We start from the raw sequence: 22,635 nt of genomic DNA, 5'->3' as shown, positions 1-22,635 counted from the left end.
CTGGCGGCTGCTAATCGGCGCTTCCCGGTGAGTCCAGCGGATCGCTGGCCGGCGTAGTGAACGGCTCCGGCGGGGTGTGTGCCGGGCCCCGGTACTCGACCAGCAGCAAGGTGGCGTCGTCCTGCAGCACGCCGTGCTGATGCTCCAGGATCGCGTGCACCAACCGGCGGGCCGTCTCCGGCGCTGCCAGCCCGTCGGCCGTGGCCCGGACCGTGAAGTCGGTCAACCGGTCGAGCCCGAACTCCTCCCCGTCGCGGGAACGCGCCTCGATGATGCCGTCGGTGTAGAGCAGCAGCCGGTCGCCGGGCTCCAGGCATTCCGCCGCGACGACGGGCGCTCGCCGGTGGCCGAGCGGCACCGGCAGCGCGGTCGGCGTGGGCAGCATCCGAACGACACTGCCGCCCCGTACGATCAGGCCGCCCGGATGCCCCGCCGAGATCACCCGGAGCATGCCGTTACGCTGATCCAGCTCGGCCAGGACCGCGGTGATCAGACCCGGCCGTTCGAGGGCGGCGACCCCGGCGTCGATGTGGTGGTAGGTCGCCGTCAGGTCCAGCCCACCGCGGCGGGCGTTGCGGTAGGCGGCCAGCGCGGCCGACGCCAGTGTCACCGCACGCAAGCCGGAACTCGATCCGTGCCCTACGGCGTCGAACAGCGCCAGGTGAACGGTGTCGCCGTTGACGGCATAGTCGAACGCGTCCCCGCCGACGTCGTAGCACGGCTCCAGCATCCCGCTGATCACCACGTGCCCGGTGGAGAACGTGAGCGGCGGCAGCTGTGCCCGCAACATCTCCGCGCCCAGTCGCATCGGCTCCCGGCGGCGGACGACTTCGATACCGTCGCCGTACGCGCCGCGCGTCACCACCAGTTCACCCAGTAGCGACGCCACCGACACGTACTCGTCGGGCGCGTCGTCGCCCGGCGCGCCGCCGGTCACCACCTCGATCACCCCCAGCCGCTCGGTGCCGTCCAGCAGCGGCAGCCACCACCGCCCGCCCTCCGGACAGTCCCCGCCCGCGAACGGCGTGACCAGCGTGAACGCCCGGCCGGGCAGGGTCCCGTCCACGTCGATCGGGGTGCGGTGCGGCGCCGAGCCGTGCAGCAGCGGAGTCAGCACCCGCTGCTGATGGTCGACCAGGTAGATCACGATGGCGGTCGCCCCGAGCAGTGCGGCGGCCCGCATCGCCATCCCCGGAAGATCCTCGGGCCGGGCCTGATGCGCCTCACGCAGCATCCGCCGTAGCGCCTCCGCTCCGCCGGATCCTCGTGCACTCGACACACCCGGACCCTACCGGCATCATCCGCCCACCCGGGACGAATAGGTCGCGCTGACCTCGTGATGATCCACTGCCGGGTGGAGCCGATAGATGGCGCTCCCGCACCGGATCATGCCGACTACACCGGACCGTACTGCGCACCGTCACCGCGCCGGGGTTTGAATGACCTTCCGTGCTTGTCGACTTGCGCAGTTGCGAAAGTCTTCAAGTCGAACTCCACTGATTGAAGACTCCCATCTATCGGTCAGAGTGCGCCGGACAGCATGTGCGATCGACTTCCGCCTGCCGCGGCCATCCTCGGTGCATCACCACACCCGAGCTCCGAGGAGTTGGACATGGCAGAAATGGACGTGGCGCTCAAGGACGTCATGCAGATCGAAGGGTCCATTGGGGCGGCACTCGTCGATCACACCAGCGGCATGGCGCTGGGTACCGTCGGAGGCGGCAAGGATCTCGACCTGACGGTCGCTGCTGCCGGCAACACAGACGTGGTGCGCGCGAAGCTGCGCGCGATGGAGATGCTCAACCTCATGGAAAAGGTCGAGGACATTCTGATCACGCTGGATACCCAGTATCACCTGATCCGACCCTTGAGCAGCCGATCCGGCAAGGGCCTGTTCCTTTATCTGGTCCTGAACAAGGACCGGTCGAACCTGGCCATGGCCCGCCACCAACTGCGCGCGGTCGAGCGCCGGCTCGACCTTTGATCACGGTTGGCGGCGCCGTCGGCGAGAATGAGTGGCGCAGGAGTCGCGGGTGCCCGCCATAGGTAGGTGCCGTAGCCGAGCATGCGGCGTACGGCCGCCGCATGCTCGGCGGCCCGCCGCCGCACCTTGGAACTGGTTGCGGGGTCAGGGTTCCAGTTGGGAGACGCCGTAGGCCAGCAGGAAGCCGGCCACGGTGATCAGGCCGACCAGCAGGTGGGCGTTCTCGAAGGCCTCCGGGATCATAGTGTCGGCGACCATCGACAGGATCGCGCCGCCGGCCAGGGCGATGATGGACGCCATCAGGGCGTCGGAGGCGTCACCGAGGACGGTGTAGCCCGCGAGCGCGGCCAGGCCGCTGATCACGGCGATGCCGGTCCACAGGCCGAACACGTACAGGCGGCTTCGGCCCGCGGCGCGCATGCCGGCGGCGCTGGACAGGCCCTCGGGGACGTTGCTGATGAACACCGCGGCGACCGTCACCGCCCCCACCGTACCGCCGCTGAGCAGGCTCGTCCCGATGACGATGGACTCCGGGACGCCGTCGAGCAACGCGCCGAGCGCGATGGCCGTACCCGATCCGTCCTGTTCCTGCTCTGAAGGTTGTTGATCTCCGGAGCGTTTGCGGTGGCGGGCGCCGCGCCGGGCGAGCAGGATGTTGCAGCCGGTGTAGATCAGTGCGCCGGCCGCGGCGCCGATGGTGGTGGGCCGCATGCCGCCCTGCTTGTAGGCCTCGTCGATCAACTCGAAGGCTACGGTCGACAGCAGCACGCCGGCGCCGAACGCCATCACCGACGCCAGCAGCCGGCGGGGCACCTTGGCCAGGTAGCCGATCGCCGCGCCGAGCAGCAGCGCCGACCCCGCGAACAGCCCCCAGAATCCGGCCTGCAACCACATGGGCACCATGCAGCGAGCGTACGAGTTGAACCATGATCAACAGCGGCGGTGCGGCGATCGCTCACGCGGGCGGGCGCCGCGGACATTGACAGGGGCTCCCTCGGAGAATCACGCTGGCCGATACGAGGATGCGACTCTTCGAGGTGAGAGCCAATGGCGGCCGAGACTCGGGAACAGGTTGACCCGCGCCCCCTTCCGCGCCTTCGAGGCGAGGATCGAGGTCTGCCCTGGGTGGGCAATCTCTTCAAATACCAGCGGGATCCGGTCGCGCTCTACCAACGTCACTGGGAGCACTACGGGCCGGTCGCGCCGTCGTACATGTTCGGGAAGACGACGGCGATGCTGCTCGGGCCGGACGCCTGCGGCGAGGCGCTGCAGAACCGGGACAAGGCGTTCGCCAACGGGCCGGCCTGGTCGCAGCTGGTCGGGCCGTTCTTCCGCCGCGGCCTCATGCTCATCGACTTCGACGACCACCACGGTCACCGGCGGATCATGCAGGAGGCGTTCACCCCGCAGCGGCTGGACGGCTACACCCGCCGCCTGCATCCGGCCGTCGAACGCGCCCTGGCGGGCTGGGAGACCGGTACGGAGGTGCCGGCGTACTGGCGGCTCAAGCAGCTCACCCTGGACATCGCCGCCGACCTGTTCATGGGCGGGGTGGGCGGCGCCGGCCGGGACGAGATGGACCGGATCAACCGGGCGTTCATCGCCTGTGTGCAGGCCGCCGCCGGCATCGTCCGGGCGGACGTGCCGATGACCCGCTGGGGACGCGCCTACCGAGGGCGGCGGAAGCTGGAGCGGTTCCTGCGCGGCTACCTGCCGGCGAAACGGGCCACGGTCAGTGACGACATCTTCTCGGTGCTCTGCCACATCGAGACCGAGGACGGCGACCGGTTCAGCGACGACGACGTCATCAACCACATGATCTTCCTGATGATGGCGGCGCACGACACATCCACCATCACCACCACGGCGATCCTGCAATACCTCGGCCAGCACCCTGACTGGCAGGAACGCTGCCGGGCCGAGGCGCTGGCGCTCGGGCCGGCCCCGGACCGGGCCGGACTGGACTCGCTCGTCTCGGTCGACCTGGTCATGCGGGAGGCGCTGCGGCTGCGGGCGCCGGTTCCGGTGCTGGTCCGCTACACGGTCAAGGACACCGTCGTGCAGGGGGTGCGCATCCCGGCCGACACGTTCTGCTCGCTCGGCATCCAGTTCACCCATCTGATGCCGGAGTACTGGGCCGATCCCACCGTTTTCGACCCGGAACGATTCGGCCCGGATCGCCGGGAGGACCGGTCGCACCGGTTCGCCTGGATGCCGTTCGGCGGCGGCGTCCACAAATGCATCGGCATGCACTTCGGTGGCCTCGAGGTGAAGGCGATCCTGCACCGGCTGCTGGGCGGGTACCACTGGAACGTGGACCCCGATTATGTGGCGCCGCTGGACCACCATGCGCTGCCGTTCCCGAAGGACGGCCAGCCGATCACCCTGATCAGGAACTGAGGGACGAGGATGGATTTCGACGACACCCCCGACGAGGCGGCCTGGCGGGCGGAGGTGCGTGCCTTCCTGGAGCGGCACCCGCCCGTGCCGGAGCAGCCGCGGGCCTGGCAGGCCACCCTGTACGACGCCGGGTTCGTCGGTGTCACCTGGCCGGTCGAGGCCGGCGGTCGTGGCGGCACACCGATGCAGCAGGCGATCGTCGACCAGGAGACGGCCCGGCGCGGCCTGCCCCCGCTGATCAACCTGATCGGGATCGGCATGTGCGGCCCCACCGTGATCGTGCACGGCAGCGAGCGGCAACGGCAGCGCTACCTCAAACGGCTGCTACGGGCCGACGACCTGTGGTGTCAGCTGTTCAGCGAACCGTCGGCCGGCAGCGACCTGGCCGCCCTGCGCACGCGGGCGGTCCGGGACGGCGACGGCTGGCGGGTCAGCGGGCAGAAGGTGTGGACGACGCTCGCCCACCTGGCCGACTTCGGGATCCTGCTCACGCGTACCGACCCGGACGTGCCGAAACACCGCGGCCTCACGATGTTCGTGGTCGACATGAAGGCACCCGGTGTCACGGTCCGGCCGCTGCGGCAGATGAACGGCGACTCCCATTTCAACGAGGTGTTCTTCGACGACGTGCGGATCCCCGACGACGAGCGCCTCGGCGACGTCGGCGACGGCTGGCGGGTGGCGCTGACGACGCTGATGAGCGAGCGGCTGTCGCTCGGCGGCGGTGGCACGTCGATCGGCCCGAAACCGGAGGCGGTGGCCCGGCACGTCGCCGCGCACATCGGCGCGCTCCCCGAGGACCGGCAGGTGCTGGCCCGTCAGGAGCTGGGCCGGGGGTACGTGGCCGCGCTCGGCGCCCGCTACACCGGCTACCGGCAGTTGTCGAAGCTGAGCCGTGGTGAACTGCCCGGCCCGGAGGCGTCGGCGGGCAAGCTCAGCGGCACCCGATCGGCGCGGGACCTGACCGACCTCGCCGTACGCGTGCTCGGCCCGGACGCGGCGACCGGTGGCGCCGAGTGGCAGGACATGCAGGCGCTGCTGCCCGGCATGGCCATCGCCGGCGGCAGCGACCAGGTGCTGCGCAACATCATCGGCGAGCGGGTCCTCGGCCTGCCCGCGGAACCTCGTGCGGACAAGGGCGTCACGTTCAGGGAGAGCATCGGATGAACTTCGATCTGGATCAGGAGCACCTCGACCTCGCCGGCGGCGCCCGTGACTTCCTGTCCGGCTCGGCCTCCCCGGCGGCCGCCCGGGCCGCGCTCGACGAGGGCGCCGGTGTGCGGCCGGGCCGTGCCGAGCTGATCAAAAGCGGTTACGCGACGATCACCATCCCGGAGAGCCACGGTGGGGGAGGCGGCACCGTCCTCCAGCTCGCCGTGGTCGCCGAGCAGGCCGGACGGGTCCTCGCGGGTCCGTCCCTGGTGAACTTCGCGCGCGCCGCCGTACTCCTCGAAGGTTTTCCGGACCGGCTTGCCGGACTCGCCGACGGCAGCCTGGCCGTCGCGGTCATCGACGACGCAAGCCCGGTTCTGGACGCGATCGGCTCCGACACCTTCCTCACGCTGCGTGACGGCACGCTGGTCTGCGGGCCGGGCGAGGTGATGGCACGCCGGCCGATCGACGCGACTCGCGGTCTCGGTGACGTCACCCTGGGCGAGACCACCGATCTGGTACGCGACGCGCGCCCACTGTGGCGGAAAGCGGAGCGCGTCGGCCGTACCATCCTGGCGGCCGAAGGCCTGGGGGCCGCCGCCCGGCTGTTGGAGATGGGCGTCGAGTATGCGAAGGAGCGGCACACGTTCGGCCGCCCGATCGGCTCCTACCAGGCCGTCAAGCACATGCTCGTCGACGTCTACGTCGCGGTGGAGCAGCTGCGGTCGCTGGTCTGGTGGGCCGCCTGGGCCGCCGACCGGGCACCCGGCGAACTGCCGCTGGCCTCGGCCGCCGCGAAGGCCGCCGCGGCGACCACCCTGGAACTCGCGGCCGAGACGGTGATCCAGGTGCACGGCGGTATCGGGTACACCTGGGAACACGATGCCCACCTGTACTGGCGGCGCGCCAAGACCGACCGGTTCCTGCTCGGTGACGATGTGGCGGCCTTCGACGAGGTCGCGCGGCTCGCGATGGGGGAGGCGGCGCGATGAGTCACCACCTCGGCGTTCTCGCGGAGCAGGCGTACCAGCGTCTCGGCCACTACGAGTCGCTGTTCTTCGAAGGCCGGTGGCTGACCTCGACGGAGATCCACGAACGGTCCACCCGGGTGGCCGCCGGGCTGCGCGCGCACGGGGTGCGGCCGGGGGACCGGGTGGTCGTGATGACGATGAACACGCCGGAGGTGTTCATCTCCTACCGGGCGATCTGGCGGGCCGGTGCGGTGGTGACCCCGGTGATCTTCCTGCAGAGCGAGCCGGAGCTGCGGCACATCCTCACCGACTCGGGCGCCACCGCGGCGATCATCAGCCCGGAGCTGGCCGGACTGTTCGGCAAGGCCGCCGACGGGCTGGGCATCACGACGTTCGTCATCGGCGGCAACTACGCCGACCTCGAAACCGGGGAACCCGCCGGGATCGAACCGCGCGCCGACGACGACCTCGCGGCACTGCTCTACACCGGCGGCACCACCGGACGAGCCAAAGGCGTCATGCTCAGCCACCGCGGCCTGTGGGAGAACGGCCGCGGCATCGAGAAGGTGGCCCGGTCGGCGAACACCACCAGGTCGCTGCTGCCGTTGCCGCTGTCGCACGCGTACGGCCTGATCGTCGTCATCGGCGGCCTGCACTCCGAACGGCGGCTCGTGTCGGTGCTGCAACGCTGGTTCGACCCGGCCGGCTGGCTGGAACTGGTCGCCGAGCATCGCCTCGAGTCCAGCCCGGTCGTGCCCACGATGCTCCAGATGCTGCTCGCCCAGCCGTACGGCGACTACGACCTGTCGTCGCTGCGGTCCTTCGGCTCGGGCGGTGCCACCCTGCCGCCCGCCATCCGCGCCGCCGCCGAGAAGGCGTTCGGCGTGACCGTCCTGCAGGGCTACGGCCTGACCGAGACCAGCGCCGTCGTGTCGGCGGAGAGCCTCACCGAGCATCGTGCCGGCAGCGTCGGCAAACCGCTGCCGCACGCCGAGGTCGCGATCATCGACGGCGAGATCTGCGTCCGCGGCCCCGGCGTGATGCTCGGCTACTGGAACGACCCGGACCTGACCGCGCGGACCATCCGGGACGGCTGGCTGCACACCGGCGACATCGGCCGGCTCGACGACGACGGCTACCTCTACGTCGTCGACCGGATGAAGGACCTCATCATCCGCGGCGGCTTCAACGTCTACCCCCGCGATGTCGAGGACGTGCTGCTCGAACATCCGGCCGTGCAGGTCGCGGCCTGCGTCGGTAGACCGGACGAGGAGAGCGGCGAGGAGGTGGTCGCCGTCGTCCAGTTGGCGCCCGGCCAGCAGGCCACCGGCGCGGAACTCGTCGCTTTCACCCGCGACCGGATGGCCAGATACAAATACCCGCGCGAGGTCACCGTCCTCGACGCGGTCCCGCTCACCAGCGTCGGAAAAATCAACCGCAAGGCCGTACGCGATCTGTTCCGCCAGTCCTGACCACTAGCCGCTGGTCTGCGGAAGACGTTGCTCGCGAGGTGGACATCAGTATTTGAACGTGCGCAGCAGTTCATCCACGCGCCCGGCCATGCCGGAGAGCCCGGCGGCCGACTGACGGGTCGTTCCGGCGCCCTGGGAGGTGGACTGGGCGGCAGAGGCGACGCCGGTGATGTTCTGCGCGATCTCGTTGGAGCCGGCCGCGACCTGACCGACGTTGCGGCTGATCTCCGACGCGGTGGCGGACTGTTGCTCGACCGCGGCGGCGATCGTGGTCTGCAGTTCGTTGACATGGTCGACCACGCCGGCGATCCGGGCGATCGCCTCGGTGACCTCGCCGGTGCTGGCCTGGATCGCGGTGGTCTTCTGGGAGATGTCCTCGGTCGCGCGGGCGGTCTCCTGGGCCAGGTCCTTGACCTCGCTGGCGACCACCGCGAAGCCCTTACCCATCTCGCCGGCCCGGGCCGCCTCGATGGTGGCGTTGAGGGCGAGCAGGTTGGTCTGCTCGGCGATCGTCTTGATCACCATGAGGATGGAGCCGATCTCCCCGCTCGCCTGGTCCAGCCGCCGGACCGTCTCGGCCGCCTCCCGGGCGGTGTTCACCGCACCGGTGGCTACCTCGGCCGCCGTCGAGGCGCTGCGGGAGATCTCCAGGATCGAGGCGGTCATCTCCTCGGTGGCGGCGGACATGGTGTCCACGTTGGTCGACACCTGCTCAGCGGCGACCGACACCGCACCGGCCTGCACGGAGGTCTCATCGGCGTTGTCGCCCAGTTGGGCGGAGACGGCGCTGAGCTCATCGGCGGCGCCGGTGAGCGCGCGGGACGTCTCCCCGACAGTCGAGATGGCCTCACGCATCGCCTGGACGGCCCGGCCGAGTCCGGCGGCCATCTCACCGATCTCGTCGTGATTCTTGACCGCGACGGTCGTGGTCAGGTCCCGCCCCGCCACCCGGTCGAGGGCGTCCACCATCAGCCGCAGCGGTCCAGTGATCGACCTGGTGATGAGCACCGCGATCACGGCCAGCGCGACCAAACCCACTCCGAGGCTGATCAGGGCCTGTGTTTTCAGGTCGCGGTTCGCCTCGTCCGATCCGGCCCGCGCCTCGAGCACCTTCGCGTCGAGGAGGGTGCGCGTCTCGTCGATTTCCTTCTCGATCGCGGCGGCATCTTTCTCCCCCGCTAGGAGGGTGGTCCGGGCGAACGCCAACGACTTCCCGGCGGCCAACTGGTCGAGTCCGGCGTCGATGCCCTGGATGAAGTCGGTGTAGTCGGTCTTGAGAGCGTCCAGGCGCGTGCGCACATCGGCGGGCAGATCGAGTGCGGCTATCGTGTTCCAGTCGGTGTCGATGTCCTGCTGGGTGGTGGCCCATTTGCTGCTGACCACCTTTTTCATCGCAGGGGCGGTGACCAGGATGGCGTCCCGCTGGGCCTGAGTGGCCTCGGTCTGCAACTTGTCCAGGTCGATCACCGAAGCGTTGGCGACGTTGAGCTCCCGGCGTAGGTCATTGGCCGACTCGATGGTGGCGACGTTGACGAATGTCGTGACACTGATCGCCGTGGCCACCACCGCCCCGGTAGCCGCGAGAGCAGCCAACTTGCGCCCGACCGTCATCCGCAACGCCATCGAAACTCCCTCAAGCCCGACCGGTCGGCAGACACCGCCTCGACTGCCGCCGGCCGGGCGGGCCGATGATTCCCAAGGCCGGCTGGATACTTCACTCACCGCGACCGCGAGCAGAATGAGATGGCGCCTCGGTGCGAATACGCCGAGGATCCTGCCGCACCTAGCGCCGCGACACGGTGAGTCTGACCTTGTCAGCATGCGTGACAAGACCGCCGAGACTGGTGGGATCCGGAGATTTGGCTGCGGCTCGGCGGACTGTGGGCGTAAGGCAGCAGGACCCCTCCCAGCATGCACTCGACCATGGTGCGGCGGGGTCGAAACAGGCGCGGATGCTACCGACGGAACCGAACCCCCGGCCTGTTCGATCGGGCACGTTCGGCCGGTCGCGGTTGAGCGACCCCTGACCGGGGAGCGCAGGCCCGCGCCAGGCTGGGGATCATCACCGCCGCCGGGATCAGATGCAGCCCCATGAGCGTGACGACGGTGGCGGTGCCCGCTCCGGAGATCAGGGGCGGCACCAACGAGATCGCGGTCAGTGACACGGCCGTCCACACGAACCGTTCGACGGGACGGGTGCTCCAGCGCAGGAGGGCGGCCGCGATGACCACACCCACGATCGAGAAGAAGCCGGTCACCGTGGCGAACCCGGCCAGCGGGATCGCCTCGCCGCCGTCGGGGATTTCGAAATCGACACCGGCGGCCAGGGCGAGCGCGGCCGCGGCGGTGGTGACCACCACCGCCGCGACCGTGGCGAGCAGTCCGATGCCGACCAGCCTGATCGTGCTGTTCATCTCCAAACCTCCAAGAACAAGATTTCGGGGTACGGGGTGAGCTGATCGCCGTGTCACGACGCGCACGATCGCGGTGCGACGACCGGGGTTACGCAGGGCGCGGACGCCGGTGCCGCGCAGCCAGAACCCGGCGCCGCGTTCCAGGACCGGCCCGGGTTCGCCGTCGCGCAGCACCAACTGCACCCGTCCACGGGTGACGACGGCGAACGCGTCCGGCCAGTCCGCTGGCACCACGACCACACGCGCGCCGCCACGCAGCGCGAGTGTCCGCACCGGGGCTACTCGGTGCCGTCCGCCGGCAGGCGCTCCGGCAGCCCGAGCCGCGGGAACCGGTCGTTGTGGAAAATGAACACCTCGGTGACGACCCCGCCGGTGATGCGCAGGACGTCGATCGTCAGCGGCAGGTACGCACTTTCCTGCTCACTCCAGAGGTAGCAGGCGATGGCGGGCTGCCGGTTCACGGCGGTGGGGACGGCGCGCAGGCCCGTCATGCCCTCGAAGCCGCCCTCGATCCAGTTGTTCAGGACCGCATCGCGGCCGACGTACAGGCCCGGGGTAGGTGGCATCGAGAAGCGCACGTCGTCGCGCAGCATCGTGGTCAGCGCCGGGATGTCAGTGGCCACACTGGCGTCGGTGAAGCGGCGAACCAGCTCGCGGGTGGCGGCATCGTCCTCGCCGCCGGTCCAGTCCTGCCGTTCGGCCGGCAGGTGCTCGCGCATGCCGGCGCGGGCCCGCTGGAGCGCGCTGTTCACCGAGTTGACCGAGTCGCCGAGCAGCTCCGCGACATCCTTGGCCGGCCAGCCGAGCACGTCGCGCAAGATCAGCACGGCCCGCGGGCGCGGCGCCAGGTGCTGGACGGCGACCAGGTACGCCAGCTCGATAGTCTCCCGCGCCACGGCGAGGGTCTCCGGCTCGTCGGTGTCGCCGGCGGGCAGTTCGTCGAGCAGGCGGTCCGGGTAGGGCTGGAGCCACAGCACCTCACCGCCGGTCGCCGGCTCCGGCCGGCACTTGGCGAGCAGGTCCAGGCAGGCGTTGGTGGCGATCCGGTACAGCCAGGCCCGGAACGTCGACCGTCCCTGGAACGTCTCCCGCCGCCGCCAGGCCCGCAGGAACGTCTCCTGCACGGTGTCCTCGGCGTCCTCGAACGATCCGAGCATCCGGTAGCAGTGCACGTGCAGCTCCCGCCGGTGCCGCTCGGCCAGCCCCGAGAACGCCGGCTCGTCGATCTCACCCAGGTCCGCCGGTCGCGTGTCCGTACTCATGACGTCATCCTTCCGCTCATCGTGTGCCGTCGCAGATATGACGGGTACGGGCGGCAGAACTCATCACCGGCGCCGGGTTCACGCCTCCCGGGCGTACCGGGTCGCGTGCTCTTCCAGATCCGCGGCCGCCGATCGGTGAAGTCAGCCGCGGACGGGCCGTCGTCATAGCAGAGTCGTCAGCAAGGTATCGGGCCCGACGGTCTCCAAGCCGAATTCGAGCTCTTCCCGCACGCCCTCGACGGTGTCGTCGTGGCCCAGCACCTCCGGAACGTCATTGCTGAGTTCGAGTTGCTCAAGCATGTCGTAGGCCTCGCCGAGCGTCGTCGCGCCCATCTCGTACGCCCACCGCAAGGTGTTCTGGGCCCCGCTGGACGGGGCGAACTGCTCATCCCATGTGTCACTCACCGGCCGAATCTAATCCTCGCCCACACCGGCCGCGGTGATTCCCAAGCCCGGCCCCGTCGCGCAGTGGCCCCGCACCGCCATGAGGGACATGGGTCGGGTTGAAATCTTTTAATTGCCTGATCGCCGATTAGGCAACCTTTCCCGCGTACAATCGTCTGCCCTTTTCCTGTTCGGAAATCCTCCCGATCGCCGTTGACCTCTGCAGATTCTGCCTATGCTGTTGGGTGCAGTTTGCAAGGAAAATGACTGAGGAGGAATCATGGCGAAAACAGCACGTCTGGGACGATGCGTTTCGAAACTCGCGATTCTTGTGTCGGTCCTCGCCGTCGGCACTGCCGCGGCTCCGACTGCGGCTGTAGCGGACACCATAGAAATAAGGTCCACGCTGAACAACAGATGCCTGGACATTAAGGACTGGAACCCAGGCAACGGCGCGAAGGTGCAGATGTGGGACTGCCACGGCGGCGCCAACCAGAAGTGGAACATGGTCGGAAACCAGATACGGAGTCAGCTGAACAACAGATGCCTGGACATTGAGGGCTGGAACTCGGGCAACGGCGCGAAGGTGCAGATGTGGGACTGCCACGGCGGCGCCAACCAAAGGTGGCAGAGGTCGGGAAGGTTGATAAAGAGCGAACTGAACAACAGGTGCCTGGACATTGAGGGCTGGAACCCGGCCAACGGCGCGAAGGTGCAGATGTGGGACTGCCACGGCGGCGCCAACCAGCAGTGGCTCTAGAAAGTTTGGTTCCGGAACCCGTGCCGATGGGTGCTCGCGTATCCGAATAGTAAGGTGTCGTTGTCGGCGCGTTGCTGCTGGCATCAACACCGTGCCCGGTCCGATGAGAACCGATGTCCGTCCTCCCGGCGGCCGTTGACCTCTGCGAATTCTGCCCATGCTGTTGGGTGCAGTTTGCAAGGCGACTGGCTGAAGGAGTCATCATGGCGAAAACAGCAAGCTCGGGACGATGCGTTTCGAAACTCGCGATTCTTGTGTCGGCACTCGCCGTCGGCACTGCCGCAGCTCCGGCCGCGGCTAGGGCGGACGCCGTAGAAATAAGGTCTGCGCTGAACAACAAATGCCTGGATGTTTCGGCTTGGAACCCGGACAACGGCGCACAGGTAGTCATGTGGGACTGCCACGGCGGCGCCAACCAGCAGTGGAACATGGTCGGAAAACAGATACGGAGTCAGCTGAACAACAAATGCCTGGACATTGCGGCCTGGAGCCGGATCAACGGCGCGAAGGTGATCATGTGGGACTGCCACGGCGGCGCCAACCAACAGTGGCATAGGTCGGGCAGGTCGATAGTGTCTGGGCTGAACAAGAAATGCCTGGACATTGAGGACTGGAACCCGGCCAACGGCGCTAACGTGATCATGTGGTCCTGCCACATCGGCGCCAGCCAACAGTGGCTCTAGACGGTCGAGTCCGTTCGGCTGGACCGCCGGGGCGGACCCGCACATCGCCCGTGTCTTCCGATGGCTCAGAATCGGAACCGCAGGATGCGGCTGGACCGCCTGAAGCTCGGAATCAGATTTAGTAGGCGATACAGGCGACGCGTGGTGGCGGGCGCCCTGTCCATCAGGACCGGTGAGTCGTTCATGGGTGCCTCGTCGACATATCGGAGTCGCGGGTGCCAATCGGCCAGCGCGGCCGGGTCGTCGAAACCGCACTGGAACAGGGCGTTGTACATACGCCCGATCGGATCCCATCTCGAGGCGCGCCATGCCGAGACCGACACCGTGTCGAACAGCATCTGGCCGGTTGGGAAGGCGTCGACGACGCTGGTCAGGAGCCGCCGGACATCAGCCTCCGTCAGGTAGGGCACCAGGCCCTCGGCGATCACGAGTACCGGCCGACCACCCGGAACCCTCTCCAGCCAGGTGAGGTCGGTGACGTCCGAGCCGATCAAGGTGCGGTGCTCGCGCGGCGGCAGGTGTTGCCTCCGCAGCTCGATTACTGAGGGAAAGTCCAGGTCATACCACTCCACGGTGGCCGGCGAATCGATCCGGTACACCCGGGCGTCGAGGCCGCAGCCCAGGTTCAGCACCACCGCGTCACGATGATCGGCGAGGAAGTCTCGTGCCCAGTCGTCGAGGACCTTGGCGCGTACCACGGCGGCGAGGCCCAACTGACTGGCGCGGAATCTGCCCTTGTCGTAGCCGGGGTCGAGACGGCGCATCACCCGCTCGGCGTGCGCGTCGCCGAGGATGGGGACCGGCAGCCGGTTGTCCAGCGCCTTGGCTTTGAGGACGGGGCTGAGGGTTTTCTGAACCCCGACGAGTTCCACCTCGACGACGATACCTCCGGCGACTACGCGCCCGTCGATGTCACCGCGACTGTCAGCTCGGGGCGGCGGAAGTCGGTGACGTCCGGGAGTCTCTGGAAGCCGGCCGAGACGTACGTGGCCACGGCGCCGATGTTGCTGCTCGGGGTACACACCGTCGCGCTGGACGACCCCATCTCCCGCAATGCGGCGGCCGCGGCCATCGTGATGGCACGGCCGTACCCGTGGCCGCGGTGATCCCGATGAACGCCCAGTGGTTCGAGGAGACCCGGTCGACCTTCTCCTGCCGACCACACCGTCACCGTGGCGACCGCATCGCCGCCGCCGTCGTAACCGACCAGGCACCGGGCCCGGCGGTACGGCGGGGCCGCGGCCATCGTGCGCCAGCGCTCCAGGGTGAACCTCGAGTTGGTGAACATCGCCCGCTGCACCGCGACCCGATCCTGAACGATCCGATCCCGAATGCGGTACGCGTCGATGACCTCGACCCTGAGCCCGTAGTCCGCCACCGGTTCCGTCAGCTCACGGGACAACGGAGTCCACGGTTCGTCGGCCGTCCAGCCGTTGCGATGGAGGAGATCTCGAAAGGCGGCGCCGAAGCGAGCCTCGACGGCCCCGGGTGGCACGCCCTGCCCTGGATCCGACAGGTCGGCCAGGATCCGGGCAGCGAACGCGGCGTCGTCGCCGGCACTCGGTGCGATGCCCATGCGGATCAGGCCGGTGTCGTCGTCCACCATGCCGACGGCCAGGATCTGCTCGTCCCGGGTCCATACCCGGACGGCCTCGGCCAACTCCGGCCCGCCCAGACTCCAGTTCCACCCGAGGTCGCCCGGATGAAGCTGGACCGGCCCGCCGGTCTGCTGCCATCCCGCTACCGCCTCGACGACCTCACCCAACGAGTCCGGCGTGACCAACCGCATCGTGATCGACATGCGCCGACCCAACCACATCGCAGCGACTTCGCCATCGGGTTTTCACCGACCCCACGGAATCGGGAATCTTGGATATCGTCTGTCGAATGTCAGTGGATCTCGTTGGTCAAGCGGTTGAACTGCTCTGCGACAACTACATCTCCCGACAAGGCTCAGGAGGCGGCCGCGGGCATCCGCCGCCGGCTGGCGGCCGGCGAGTATGACGGGCTGGGCGAGGCCGCTCTCGGCGAGCGGTTGACCGCCGAGTTGTTCGAGGTGTGCAAGGAAAACATCTTCGGGTACGGGTACGCGAGGAGGAATTGCGCGAGGCCCTCACCGAGCCCGAGCTGGAGGCGGCGTGGCGTGAGCAGTTGCGGCTCACCAACTACGGCATCGCCCGGGTGGAGCGGCTGGACGGCAACGTCGGCCTGGTGGATCTACGGTCGGTGACCGACGCGGCCGTCGGAGGGCGTGCGATCGCCGCGGCGATGGAGTTGGTGTCGCAGGCCCACGCCTTGATCGTCGACCTGCGGAAGAACCGCGGTGGCGCTCCGGACGGGGCCACCTTCTGGACCAGTTACTTCGTCCCTGACGGGGAGACCCACATCCACAGTGTCTACAGCGGTGCGACCGGCCGGACACGCCAATACTGGAGTCATTCCTGGCTCCCCGGCGAGCGCTATCTCGACCGGCCGGTGTATCTGTTGACCAGCGGAACCACGTTCTCCGGCGGTGAGGAGATCTGCGACAACCTCAAGGCGCAGGGCCGTGCGGTTCTGATCGGTGAGACGACGCGGGGAGGCGCCCATCCCACGGAGGTGTTGCCGATCACGCCTACCTTCGAGATCACGGTGCCGGTGGCCCGTTCGATCAATCCGGTCACTGGCGGCAACTGGGAGGGCGTGGGCGTCGAGCCGGACGTGCCGGTGCCCGCCGCGGAGGCGTTCGACGTGGCCTACCGGCAGGCGCTCCAGCATGTTCTGGCGACCAGCACCTCGCCCACCGTCCTCGCCGAGGCCCGATCCGCGCTCAGCTGACCATCCTGAGCGGCGGCGTGTTCCCGGGCTAGGGTGCCATCGTGATCAATGCTTCTCGTTTGGTGGTCGTGTCGGGTGGTGCGACGGGGATCGGGCGGGCGATCGCCGGCGCGTTCGCGAGTGATGGGGACCGGGTGGTCATCATCGGGCGGCGGGAGGAACTGCTGCGTCAGGCGGCCGAGGAGATGAACCGGGCGGCCGGGTCGACTTCCGTGATTCCGATCGGGGCGGATCTGACCGAGCCGTCCGAGGTCCAGCATGCGGCGGACCGGATCGCCGAGCTGGGCACGGTCGACGTGCTCGTGAACAACGCGGGCGCGATCATCACGCCGCCGGCAGACAGGGGTCTCGGCGCGCTGGCCGCCTCCTGGCGCCACGACCTGGAGATCAACCTGATCACCGCGGTGCTGCTCACGAACGCGCTGCTGTACCGGTTGAGCCGGCCGGGTGGGCGGCTTATCATGATCAGTTCGGCGGCAGCCCAGCGGGGTGGTGCGGGTTCGCATTCGGCCGGCTCGTATGCGGCGGCGAAGGCCGCCCTGCACGGGTGGGCTCTCGGGCTGGCCCGGCAGCTCGGCCCAGATGGCATCACGGTGAACATCCTGGCCCCCGGCTACATCCAGGACACCGGCATCTTCCGCGGGCAGGACACCCCCGAGTTCGTGGCCGCGAAGATCGCCGACACGCTGGTCGGGCGGCCGGGGACACCATCCGATGTAGCGGCTGCGGTCCGCTACATCGCCTCCGTCGACGCCGGCTACCTCACCGGCCAGATCATCGGCCTCAACGGCGGAGCCGTTCTCGGCCGCTAGGAGACCTTTCGTGGTCGAGGTCCGCGTTTCGCTTCCGGCTTCTTCTTTCCGGTACGCGTGACGTCGTCCCGCCTCTTCTGTCCCGTCCCGTCTGGTCGGCGCGTGCTTGCTGCCCGCTCCGGCCTGTGCCGCGCGCCCGCCGGGCTGAGATCGGTTCGATACCTCCGCGTGTGCTGCCGGTCGCGCTGGGTGGGTGGTTGGGGTTGTGGTTGCCAGGCATGTGGGGTGCTGCTCGCGGCCGTCACGCCGGTCGCGTCAGGGGGTGGGGGCGCTTGACGGCGGTCGCGCCACGGTGGATCCGTCGGGAGTCACTTACCGTGACCATGGTGGTGAGTGCGTGGAGGTGGGTGGTAGATAGGTGCTGTTCCGGCTGCCTCGATTTACCACGAGGGCCGGTGAGCGGGGTTCCTCGCTTACACGGAGTTCTGGCCGGTCGGGTTTCGGAGTGAGCGCGCACGAAAGCCGTCGAGTGGGTGACCGGCGCAACGGCTGAGGGCGGGCAACCCGGATGCCTGGCAGGCAAAACCGTAACCAGCCGCCCGGCGTGGCCACGCACGCCCCGCCATCAGCTGCGCCGGTGTCTGGCAGGAGTCGTCGCCGGCCCACCTGATCGTTGACACATTAACTATCGCGACATATCGTGACCGCACACTGGAGGTGTGGGGCAGAGGCAGGGAGAACAACGATGGACGACAGCCCTCGCCGCGGTGGTGGCCGCCGCCGGCCGGCGCCGCAGCTCGTCGAGGTGGTCCGGGTCGACCGGATCACGCCGCGACTCGTGTCGGTGCACCTGGGCGGGGCGGATCTGAGCCGGTTCCAGGCTGCGGCGCCGACCTCGCACATCAAGGTGTTCCTGCCCGCTCCGGGTCAGGACGCGCCGGTGATGCCGACGGTGACGCCGGAGGGACGGGTGTGGCCGGAGGGCGTGGCGCGGCCGGCGATGCGGACCTACACCCCGCGGGCGTACGACGCGGTGGCCGGCACCCTCGAGGTGCAGTTCGTGCTGCACGGGAAGGGACCGGCGTCGGAGTGGGCGGGCCGGGCGAAGCCCGGGGACCGGATCGCGCTCGGTGGGCCGGGTGGCCGGTTCGTGGCCGACCTCGACGCCCCACGTTGGTGGATCGCCGGTGACGAGAGTGCCCTGCCGGCCATCGGCTGTCTGCTCGACACCCTGCCCGCCTCCGCGAGCGCCCACGTGCATGTCGAGGCGGCCGGTCCGGCCGACGAGATCCCGCTGCTCAGCAAGGCCGATCTGACGGTCGCATGGCGCCATCGGCCGGGCGCGGACGGGTTCGGCGACGGCCTGCATGCGGCGGCTGAACGGGCGCCGATCACCGGAGCCACCCAGTTCTGGGTCGCCTGTGAGGCGTCGGCCATGCGCCGGATCCGCCGGACCCTGCTGGCCCGTGGTGTCGCCCCGTCCGCCCTGATCACCCGCGGCTATTGGCGGCTCGGTGCCGCCGACCACCCCGACCACGACTACGGGGACGACTGATCCGCTCACCGACTGCCGGGTGCGGGCGGTCCTCGACCGCCTGCACGCCGAAGAAGGTCGCCGTCGCCGAACGTCACCTGGCCGAGGCCTGGCTCGCCGAATTCGCCGGCATGCGGGATGTCGGCGAGCCGGTCGAGGCTCGGGTGCCTGTTGATCAGAGGTTGGGGATCAGCAGCCGACACGGCGGGCCGTTCCGGCCGAACAGGCGTACGATGAAGGTATCCCGGAATCGACGACATCCGTCCTTGAGGTGCCCGCCAACACCGGCCCACCACTCAGGGGATGTCATGTTCGACGACCGGCTCCACACTCGAATCCCCTCTGCTCATTCCGCGGCCTCGCCGCCGCAGGCCGAGGGTGTCGCGCCCGCGGCGTCGCCGACGGGTCGGGTGCCCCGCACTCGCGCGGGTGCTACGTGGTCCGGCATCTGTGCCGCCGCGTTGCTGTCCGTGGTGCTGATCGTCTTCATCGGGCAGAACAGCCGTAGCGTGCAGGTCAATTTCCTGGGAATGGGCGGCAGTCTGCCGCTGGCCCTGGCGCTGTTGATCGCTGCAGTCGGCGCGGCGATCCTGACCATGGTGGTCGGCACGGTCCGGATCGCCCAGCTACGCCGCCTTTCCCACCAGCGCCGGTAGCAGGACCAGCGCCGCTGGACCGACACCCCGGGTTCGGCACCCCTTCGGGACCAGCACACACCCACCAGCCGGCCGCCGTTTTCGACCCGTGGGTGACATCGGCGGCAGGCGAAAGGAGTCGACCATGAAAATCACGACTACCGACGCACACATGACCATCGTCTCGGTGACGCCGCCATCCGTACTCATGGCCGAAGGTCGCTGGCGAAACCAACGCACCGCCGGCCGCTTCGTCAAACCCGGCTCCGCCGCCGTCGCCGCGGTGAACCGAGCTACCCGACGTCACCCCGCCAAGACGCTCATGATCCCGCATTAGATCAACTTGGCGGCTCATCGCACGTGCGTCAGCAACGCCCTGTTTCGGACCAGCACACCCAGCCCGCCGCCGGTATTGACCCGTGGGTGACATCGGCGGCAGGCGAAAGGAGTCGACCATGAAAATCACGACTACCGACGCACACATGACCATCGTCTCGGCGACGCCACCGTCCGTTCCTCGGCTGTGCCTGGAACCCACCGGCTCCCGACGCACCCTGCTCGACGGTGCCTGGTGGCCACGCAGCACCGATCCCATCGCGGAGCTACCCGGCCTGGTCCTGGCCATCGACAAGATTCGCGGCCCGGTCACCCGGCTCGTGCTGGCAGCCGGAGGCTGGGACCACCACCCCCGCCGCCTCAGCATGCACGGCAGGGTGCTCCGGCTGGGCTACTTCACCAGTCAACCGCTCAGCCTGCTGACCGCGATCTGCGAACGCAACGAACGCGTCGATCTGCTCGTCGTCGCACCCGACACCGCAAGCGGCACCGCCGACACGGCGATGATCCTGGCCGCCACCACCAGCAACTCCGTCCACGCCCAGAACATCATCCCCGCAGGCGGTACACCAGCCCCCCGAGCAGCCGTCGACAACGCACCCGAGGACGCATGGGAAACCGACGGCGGCCGGCATGCCCCGGCAGAGCACAAGGTGCCTGAGCCGGCCGGGCGTGACCGGTCGAAGCCGAGTCACGCCCCGCGTCGCCGGCCACGTGGGCTGGACGGTCGGCCGGGAACGGAGGAGATGGTCGATGCGTCACAGCGCAGTCGATAGGCCGCTGAGCCCCGGCCCCCGTGGATGGCATCGGAACGCGTGACCGGCGTCCATCCACCCCCATCGCAAGGGGCGGGGCCTCGCTGAGGTCGAGCCCGACGGTTCCGGAGCGGTGGCGGGCGCTGGGCGCCGAGCTCAGTCGAGGCCGGTGCGGCCGGCCGCCCAGTACGCCTTCCCGGTGACCTTCGCCGGTGGTGTGGACCAGGTGCGTACCTCGCGCCGGACGGTGTGCACGGTGGCCGCGTCGCCGGTCACGACCAGCCGGTACGGGCGGGGCATGGCCGCCGCGAGGGTGCGCAACCGGTCGAGCAGGCCGGCCGGGTCGTCGGTGCCGCACACGTCGGCGTCCAGTGCCGGTTCCAGTTCGGCCAGAGTGCCGGCGAGCGCGGCCGGGCGTGCTGCTTCGAACAGGTGCGTGACGGCCGCGCCCGTGGTGGCGAAGGCACAGGCCAGCGCCACACTGGACTCGTCGCCGACGAACAGGACCGGCTCGTCGGCGGCGGGTGCGTCGATGGATCGGCGTGGTCCCATGAACCGGATGCTGTCACCGGCTTCGACCTGTCCACACCAGGCGCTGGCCGGGCCGTGGCCGTGCCGGTAGGCGAGAAGTTCGGTCCGCCCGTCCGCGGCGTCCCAGCACAGGGGCGTGTAGGTGCGCATGGTCCAGCCGTCGCCCGGCAGGCGGACCTGGACCTTGGTCCCGGCGGTCCATCGCACCGACTGCAACGCCGGCGAGCGCAAGCTGATCCGTACGAAATCGTCGCCTGTGGGGTTGATGTTGGTTATCTCGGCCTCGGTCAGCAGGGCGGCTTCGGCCATGTCCTTCAAGCGGGTCGCAATCCCCATCGGGGCTCCTTCTGAGTGGGGTGGGGACGTCGATGCCGCGAGATCGGCACCGAGACCCAGCCCGTCCGGGCCTGACGGTACTTAAGGATCTCCATACGACTCTGAGGAGGAGTCACCGCAGACGTCCCGGCTTCTCCGCCTGTCCGTTGACGGCGCGGGAAATCTGAGAACCGGCTGTGGTGGCCTCGCCGGCGGGAGCGACTCTGCCTACCGTTCGAGGCTGCCGCTGGAAGGAACCACGTGTTCGTTTTCATCATCATCGCCTTTGCGCTGGCCGGCCTGCTCCACTTCTACCTGTGGCGCCGGCTTGTGCGGGACACCACCCTGTCCCGCCGGTGGCGGCGGGTGGGGGCGGCGGCGATCGGCGGAGCCCTGGTGGTCTTCCTCGCCACCATGGCTGTCGGCGACCGGCTTCCGTCCGGGCTTCGCTGGCTGACGCTGCCCGGCTTCGTGTGGCTGGCGTTGATGTTCTACCTGCTCGTCATGCTGTGGCTGCTCGAGTTGCCGGTGTTCGTCGCACGGCGGATCCGGGCGAAGCGGGCCACGCCGGTTCCGGCGGGCGCCGGCGCGGATGACCCGGCGGAGCGGGCTACGCCGGTGGCCGACTCCGATCACGATCCGGACCGGCGGTTGGTGCTGCGCAGGGGAGCGGCCATCACGGCCGGGGCCGTCGCCGTGGGTCTCACCGGATTCGGCATGACCCGCGCCTACCGGCCGCCGACCATCAAGCGGTACGACATTCCGATGGCCCGCCTGGCCCGCCGGTCCGACGGGCTGCGGCTCGCGGTGCTGGCCGACCTGCACGTCGGACCGCTGCTCGGCAGTGGGCAGGTGGAGCGGATGGTCGAGATCGTGAACGGTCTCGACGCCGACGTGGTCGCCGTGGTGGGTGACGTGGTCACCTCGGAACCCGGCCGGGTGCGCGACTCGCTGCTGCCGCTGACCAGGATGCGTGGCAGGCACGGGGTCTTCTACGTGACCGGCAACCACGAGTACTACGTGGGTGCGGAGAACTGGACCGAGGCGGCCGCCGAACTGGACCTGCGGGTGCTGCGCAACGAACGCGTCGAGATCGCCCACGGCGGCGGGGCCATCGATCTCGCCGGCGTCAACGACATCACCGGCGCCCAGTTCGCGGACCCGCCGGACTACGAAAGGACACTGGCCGGGCGGGACCAGAGCCGGCCGGTGGTGCTGATGGCGCACCAGCCGGTCGCCGTGCACGACGCCGCCCCGTACGGGGTCGATCTACAGCTCTCCGGTCACACCCACGGCGGTCAGATGTTCCCCTTCGACTACCTGGTCGGGTTGCAGCAGCCGGTGGTGTCCGGGTTCGGCGAGGTGGACGGCACACCGGTGTACGTCACCAACGGCGCCGGTTTCTGGGGGCCGCCGGTGCGGGTGGGCGCCGACCCCGACATCACCCTGCTGACCCTCCGGTCCATCGGCTAGTCATC

General features: G+C 69.1%; 23 protein-coding genes. 14 read left to right on the top strand and 9 right to left on the bottom strand.

All coding sequences use genetic code 11. The annotated features are described in order from the left end of the window. Positions 1-10 precede the first annotated feature (10 nt). Positions 11-1,279, bottom strand: coding sequence for a PP2C family protein-serine/threonine phosphatase (locus IEZ13_RS11415; protein WP_229794626.1), 1,269 nt, complete (start codon positions 1,277-1,279; stop codon positions 11-13). A gap of 333 nt (positions 1,280-1,612) precedes the next feature. Between IEZ13_RS11415 and IEZ13_RS11410 the strand changes: the two genes are divergently transcribed. Then, entirely contained in the window at positions 1,613-1,984 is a 372-nt protein-coding gene (locus IEZ13_RS11410; RefSeq protein WP_183221045.1) for a hypothetical protein, read from the top strand. 144 nt (positions 1,985-2,128) lie between these two features. Here IEZ13_RS11410 and IEZ13_RS11405 read toward each other — a convergent pair whose 3' ends face one another. Continuing rightward, positions 2,129-2,887, bottom strand: a complete 759-nt coding sequence (locus IEZ13_RS11405) for a ZIP family metal transporter (protein WP_221245507.1) — start codon at positions 2,885-2,887, stop codon at positions 2,129-2,131. Positions 2,888-3,109: 222 nt separating this feature from the next. Between IEZ13_RS11405 and IEZ13_RS11400 the strand changes: the two genes are divergently transcribed. From IEZ13_RS11400 to IEZ13_RS11385, 4 genes are read left to right on the top strand one after another with little or no spacing between them, the layout of a single operon-like run. Next, positions 3,110-4,384 carry a cytochrome P450 gene (locus IEZ13_RS11400; protein ID WP_229794625.1) on the top strand — a complete coding sequence of 425 codons (1,275 nt, stop codon included), beginning with the start codon at positions 3,110-3,112 and terminating at the stop codon, positions 4,382-4,384. A gap of 9 nt (positions 4,385-4,393) precedes the next feature. Next, on the top strand, positions 4,394-5,551 hold the full coding sequence (locus IEZ13_RS11395) for an acyl-CoA dehydrogenase family protein (RefSeq protein ID WP_183221041.1): 1,158 nt from the start codon (positions 4,394-4,396) through the stop codon (positions 5,549-5,551). After that, positions 5,548-6,528, top strand: a complete 981-nt coding sequence (locus tag IEZ13_RS11390) for an acyl-CoA dehydrogenase family protein (protein ID WP_183221039.1) — start codon at positions 5,548-5,550, stop codon at positions 6,526-6,528. Before IEZ13_RS11395 ends, IEZ13_RS11390 begins: the two co-directional genes overlap by 4 nt. Continuing rightward, positions 6,525-7,979 (top strand): class I adenylate-forming enzyme family protein, encoded by a 1,455-nt coding sequence (locus IEZ13_RS11385; protein WP_183221037.1) that lies wholly within the window; start codon positions 6,525-6,527, stop codon positions 7,977-7,979. The genes IEZ13_RS11390 and IEZ13_RS11385 overlap by 4 nt, the downstream gene beginning before the upstream one ends. A gap of 45 nt (positions 7,980-8,024) precedes the next feature. On the opposite strand, the gene IEZ13_RS11380 is transcribed toward IEZ13_RS11385, so the two are convergent. From IEZ13_RS11380 to IEZ13_RS11365, 4 genes are all read right to left on the bottom strand, one after another. After that, positions 8,025-9,602: a methyl-accepting chemotaxis protein gene (locus tag IEZ13_RS11380; protein ID WP_183221034.1), complete on the bottom strand. Its 1,578-nt coding sequence runs from the start codon at positions 9,600-9,602 to the stop codon at positions 8,025-8,027. 332 nt (positions 9,603-9,934) lie between these two features. Then, positions 9,935-10,666: a DUF6069 family protein gene (locus tag IEZ13_RS11375; RefSeq protein ID WP_183221032.1), complete on the bottom strand. Its 732-nt coding sequence runs from the start codon at positions 10,664-10,666 to the stop codon at positions 9,935-9,937. Positions 10,667-10,671: 5 nt separating this feature from the next. Next, positions 10,672-11,655 (bottom strand): RNA polymerase subunit sigma-70, encoded by a 984-nt coding sequence (locus IEZ13_RS11370; RefSeq protein WP_183221030.1) that lies wholly within the window; start codon positions 11,653-11,655, stop codon positions 10,672-10,674. A 162-nt stretch (positions 11,656-11,817) separates the two neighbouring features. Beyond that, on the bottom strand, positions 11,818-12,060 hold the full coding sequence (locus IEZ13_RS11365) for a hypothetical protein (RefSeq protein WP_229794624.1): 243 nt from the start codon (positions 12,058-12,060) through the stop codon (positions 11,818-11,820). Positions 12,061-12,319: 259 nt separating this feature from the next. Between IEZ13_RS11365 and IEZ13_RS11360 the strand changes: the two genes are divergently transcribed. Together IEZ13_RS11360 and IEZ13_RS11355 are read left to right on the top strand one after the other, a co-directional pair. Next, positions 12,320-12,799, top strand: a complete 480-nt coding sequence (locus IEZ13_RS11360) for an RICIN domain-containing protein (RefSeq protein WP_183221029.1) — start codon at positions 12,320-12,322, stop codon at positions 12,797-12,799. Positions 12,800-13,002: 203 nt separating this feature from the next. Then, entirely contained in the window at positions 13,003-13,482 is a 480-nt protein-coding gene (locus IEZ13_RS11355) for an RICIN domain-containing protein (protein WP_183221027.1), read from the top strand. A gap of 65 nt (positions 13,483-13,547) precedes the next feature. Here IEZ13_RS11355 and IEZ13_RS11350 read toward each other — a convergent pair whose 3' ends face one another. Together IEZ13_RS11350 and IEZ13_RS11345 are read right to left on the bottom strand one after the other, a co-directional pair. Next, positions 13,548-14,354 carry a class I SAM-dependent methyltransferase gene (locus IEZ13_RS11350; RefSeq protein WP_203833792.1) on the bottom strand — a complete coding sequence of 269 codons (807 nt, stop codon included), beginning with the start codon at positions 14,352-14,354 and terminating at the stop codon, positions 13,548-13,550. 23 nt (positions 14,355-14,377) lie between these two features. Then, on the bottom strand, positions 14,378-15,283 hold the full coding sequence (locus IEZ13_RS11345; protein ID WP_183221025.1) for a GNAT family N-acetyltransferase: 906 nt from the start codon (positions 15,281-15,283) through the stop codon (positions 14,378-14,380). Between the two features lie 299 nt (positions 15,284-15,582). Between IEZ13_RS11345 and IEZ13_RS11340 the strand changes: the two genes are divergently transcribed. From IEZ13_RS11340 to IEZ13_RS11315, 6 genes are all read left to right on the top strand, one after another. After that, positions 15,583-16,299, top strand: a complete 717-nt coding sequence (locus IEZ13_RS11340) for a S41 family peptidase (RefSeq protein WP_229794623.1) — start codon at positions 15,583-15,585, stop codon at positions 16,297-16,299. A gap of 41 nt (positions 16,300-16,340) precedes the next feature. Further along, the gene (locus IEZ13_RS11335; RefSeq protein ID WP_229794622.1) at positions 16,341-17,111 is read left to right on the top strand and encodes an SDR family NAD(P)-dependent oxidoreductase; all 771 of its coding nucleotides are present in this window, start codon (positions 16,341-16,343) and stop codon (positions 17,109-17,111) included. 685 nt (positions 17,112-17,796) lie between these two features. After that, entirely contained in the window at positions 17,797-18,606 is an 810-nt protein-coding gene (locus IEZ13_RS11330; RefSeq protein WP_183221023.1) for a siderophore-interacting protein, read from the top strand. Positions 18,607-18,893: 287 nt separating this feature from the next. Further along, entirely contained in the window at positions 18,894-19,241 is a 348-nt protein-coding gene (locus IEZ13_RS11325; RefSeq protein ID WP_183221020.1) for a lipopolysaccharide assembly protein LapA domain-containing protein, read from the top strand. 124 nt (positions 19,242-19,365) lie between these two features. Beyond that, positions 19,366-19,557, top strand: a complete 192-nt coding sequence (locus IEZ13_RS11320) for a hypothetical protein (protein WP_183221018.1) — start codon at positions 19,366-19,368, stop codon at positions 19,555-19,557. A gap of 145 nt (positions 19,558-19,702) precedes the next feature. Further along, positions 19,703-20,332 carry a DUF5994 family protein gene (locus IEZ13_RS11315; RefSeq protein ID WP_183221016.1) on the top strand — a complete coding sequence of 210 codons (630 nt, stop codon included), beginning with the start codon at positions 19,703-19,705 and terminating at the stop codon, positions 20,330-20,332. 135 nt (positions 20,333-20,467) lie between these two features. Here IEZ13_RS11315 and IEZ13_RS11310 read toward each other — a convergent pair whose 3' ends face one another. After that, positions 20,468-21,178: a siderophore-interacting protein gene (locus IEZ13_RS11310; RefSeq protein WP_183221015.1), complete on the bottom strand. Its 711-nt coding sequence runs from the start codon at positions 21,176-21,178 to the stop codon at positions 20,468-20,470. A gap of 240 nt (positions 21,179-21,418) precedes the next feature. Between IEZ13_RS11310 and IEZ13_RS11305 the strand changes: the two genes are divergently transcribed. Further along, on the top strand, positions 21,419-22,630 hold the full coding sequence (locus IEZ13_RS11305; RefSeq protein WP_183221012.1) for a metallophosphoesterase: 1,212 nt from the start codon (positions 21,419-21,421) through the stop codon (positions 22,628-22,630). The last annotated feature ends 5 nt before the right edge of the window (positions 22,631-22,635 follow it).

Source organism: Actinoplanes campanulatus, assembly GCF_014647795.1.
Taxonomy (GTDB): Bacteria; Actinomycetota; Actinomycetes; order Mycobacteriales; family Micromonosporaceae; genus Actinoplanes; species Actinoplanes campanulatus.
The sequence above is the reverse complement of the archived record's forward strand: the minus strand, read 5'-3'. Positions and strand labels throughout refer to the sequence as shown.

Coding starts and splice junctions, on each gene's coding strand:
- IEZ13_RS11410 (WP_183221045.1), top strand. CDS start 1,613: ATGGCAGAAATGGACGTGGCGCTCAAGGACGTCATGCAGATCGAAGGG.
- IEZ13_RS11405 (WP_221245507.1), bottom strand. CDS start 2,887: ATGGTGCCCATGTGGTTGCAGGCCGGATTCTGGGGGCTGTTCGCGGGG.
- IEZ13_RS11395 (WP_183221041.1), top strand. CDS start 4,394: ATGGATTTCGACGACACCCCCGACGAGGCGGCCTGGCGGGCGGAGGTG.
- IEZ13_RS11390 (WP_183221039.1), top strand. CDS start 5,548: ATGAACTTCGATCTGGATCAGGAGCACCTCGACCTCGCCGGCGGCGCC.
- IEZ13_RS11385 (WP_183221037.1), top strand. CDS start 6,525: ATGAGTCACCACCTCGGCGTTCTCGCGGAGCAGGCGTACCAGCGTCTC.
- IEZ13_RS11380 (WP_183221034.1), bottom strand. CDS start 9,602: ATGGCGTTGCGGATGACGGTCGGGCGCAAGTTGGCTGCTCTCGCGGCT.
- IEZ13_RS11370 (WP_183221030.1), bottom strand. CDS start 11,655: ATGAGTACGGACACGCGACCGGCGGACCTGGGTGAGATCGACGAGCCG.
- IEZ13_RS11360 (WP_183221029.1), top strand. CDS start 12,320: ATGGCGAAAACAGCACGTCTGGGACGATGCGTTTCGAAACTCGCGATT.
- IEZ13_RS11355 (WP_183221027.1), top strand. CDS start 13,003: ATGGCGAAAACAGCAAGCTCGGGACGATGCGTTTCGAAACTCGCGATT.
- IEZ13_RS11345 (WP_183221025.1), bottom strand. CDS start 15,283: ATGTCGATCACGATGCGGTTGGTCACGCCGGACTCGTTGGGTGAGGTC.
- IEZ13_RS11330 (WP_183221023.1), top strand. CDS start 17,797: ATGGACGACAGCCCTCGCCGCGGTGGTGGCCGCCGCCGGCCGGCGCCG.
- IEZ13_RS11325 (WP_183221020.1), top strand. CDS start 18,894: ATGTTCGACGACCGGCTCCACACTCGAATCCCCTCTGCTCATTCCGCG.
- IEZ13_RS11320 (WP_183221018.1), top strand. CDS start 19,366: ATGAAAATCACGACTACCGACGCACACATGACCATCGTCTCGGTGACG.
- IEZ13_RS11315 (WP_183221016.1), top strand. CDS start 19,703: ATGACCATCGTCTCGGCGACGCCACCGTCCGTTCCTCGGCTGTGCCTG.
- IEZ13_RS11310 (WP_183221015.1), bottom strand. CDS start 21,178: ATGGGGATTGCGACCCGCTTGAAGGACATGGCCGAAGCCGCCCTGCTG.